Below are 2,279 nucleotides of genomic sequence, written 5' to 3' on the forward strand. Positions count from 1 at the left end.
TTCGTAGTGACGCATTGTCAGCTCCTTACGGTTTAGGCAGCCCCAATCATTAATTGATTGAAGCAAGGAGTCACAACCAAAGTTGTGTCGCAAAGTTTGCGAAGCGTAAATTTTAGAGGGTTTAGGTTTGAAATACAAGGCATTGATTTAAAATGCTTGAATTATTTATGGTTTAAGGCCGATTAGGGGTACGTAATAAAAACACCACATAACCTTTAAAATAAGGATCTTGAGTTAACTGCTTAGGTGCTTGCCAAAGACCATTTTGTACGAGGCCTATTTTATAGGGTAGTTTCAATTTTGAGCCTTTATTCAAATAACTCGTGTAATTTTCGATCGTAGCACTACCGCGATAAGTTTGAATGGCGATCTCATCAATATTGCGTCGCAATAAACTGAGCGTTTGCTGATCTTGAACATTGGTCCAATCCATTAAACCAGTAATGCTTAAACGATATTTTTGAGGTGGTTGCTTTCGTAAATATTCGAGGAATAAGGCATATTGATGAATATTTTTAGTTTTAGCATCAAAATCGATTTGTAAGCCTTGGATCTGATTGCTGTTATGTTCCCAATGTTTAAGTCGTTGCAAAATTTGCTGAATATTTTTATTTGACCATTGTAAATGATGGCTATGGATCACAATCCAAATTTTCTGCTGCGGTTTATGGAGAACTTGAATACCTTGTGGGATAAACTCGGATCGCTTTAACGGTTTATTCCAATTCATTTCACCTTGTAAAATATAGAGCTCTGAGGCTTGCTGTATATTGACCTTGCGGATAGAGCTTAAAGTACTGGGTAACGTGATTAAAAAAAAGTGGTTAATAAGCTTTGATTGAGTTTGTCGTGCTCTAAATCGCCATATTTACCGACACCACTTTGATAGGCTTCATTTAATGCGCTACGAATCAGCATATATTGAGCGGTTTCTTTTAACCACGCTTGATCAACATTGGTTAGTACTGAATAAATCTTAGTCGCTGTGGAAAAGTTAGCATTATAAAAAGAGATCGTTGCATTTAAATAAGATAGATATTGACGTGTAGTGGCAGATCAATTGGGATTCACGTTCAGTAAAGCTAATGTGTTCTCACATTCATTAATTTTTTGATGCTCATAGATCAACATGTCTTTTTCACTGCTTGAAAGCTTACTGTCCGTTTTGACCTGTTGAATAAACGCGTGTGCACCATTTTGCAGGCTATTGCAATGTTCGTTATAGCTTAAATCTGGTGCTTTTAGCGGTTTGCGCGCGTTTGGTAGTTTATTAGGGCTATTTACGAAAAGACTGGAAACTTCAAAAGGGACTTTGCTATAGGTGGTTGTCCATAAAGTGGATTTTTCTTCTTGAATGTTAAATTTGGCAATACCTAAATCACTGAGTAACAGAGCATATTGGTTTGATTGTCATTTGCCGGCGTGAGCGCAGGCAATGCATTGCATGCAGTATAGGCATTGGTCTGAATTTCTGTCGATGGTTCACAATAGACATCCATACCTGCATGACTTTGTGTGCTAAAGAAAATGCCAAAAGGAATACATGATGTGAAAAGGGTGGAGCGAAGAATTTTTTGTTGAGAAGACATAAGGCACAGTTATTTATAGTTGTATGTGCAATGGTATCAAGTTGAGAATGTTGATTGAAGATGTCTAGAAATAAAAAGAAGATAGAGTAGGACTCTATCTTCTTAAAAAAATATGATCGGCTTCAGCGGCGCAGTGGCAGTAAAACTAAAAATTAAACTAATCACTGTAATCAGCTTTACGGAAAACATGAAATATTGTTTTGCCCAAAGTTGATCATTTTCAGCTTTGAAACCTTGAATGGTGAGATAAATCCAATACAGACTTAACGCATTCATGATAATCATATAAATCCAATTGGCATAACCATAAAAGAATAAACCGTTCATGGTAATGCAGAACAAAATTACATAAACCAAGGATTCAACCTTGGTTCGGTAAATTGAACGTGCTACAGGTAAAATTGGAATGCCTGCATTTTTGTAGTCATCAAATCGGTAAATAGCAATTCCCCATGAATGAGGCATTTGCCAAAATGCATAACCTATAAAAATAAGTAGGGCACCTAAATCAAACTGGTTGGCAACAGCTGTGTAGCCAATGACTGGTGGCGCTGCGCCAGAAAGACTTCCGACAATGGTTTGATGAATTGTTGTTCGTTTTGTCCATAAGCTGTAAAAACCAACGTATACGACAAAACCAATAACAGCAAAAAGAAAAGCGTAAGCATTTACCCAGAACCATAAAATGCT

Annotated in this window: 3 protein-coding genes; all 3 read right to left on the reverse strand. The window is 36.9% G+C overall.

All coding sequences use genetic code 11. The features are described 5' to 3' along the window. Positions 1-172: 172 nt before the first annotated feature. Positions 173-730 (reverse strand): DUF3142 domain-containing protein, encoded by a 558-nt coding sequence (locus ACN6OV_RS01970; RefSeq protein WP_427949205.1) that lies wholly within the window; start codon positions 728-730, stop codon positions 173-175. Positions 731-1,373: 643 nt separating this feature from the next. Next, positions 1,374-1,589, reverse strand: coding sequence for a hypothetical protein (locus ACN6OV_RS01975; protein WP_427949207.1), 216 nt, complete (start codon positions 1,587-1,589; stop codon positions 1,374-1,376). Positions 1,590-1,691: 102 nt separating this feature from the next. Then, a partial coding sequence (locus ACN6OV_RS01980) for a UbiA family prenyltransferase (RefSeq protein WP_427949209.1) occupies positions 1,692-2,279 on the reverse strand: 588 nt, incomplete at its 5' end.

The organism is Acinetobacter sp., assembly GCF_050285345.1.
Classification (GTDB): domain Bacteria; phylum Pseudomonadota; class Gammaproteobacteria; order Pseudomonadales; family Moraxellaceae; genus Acinetobacter.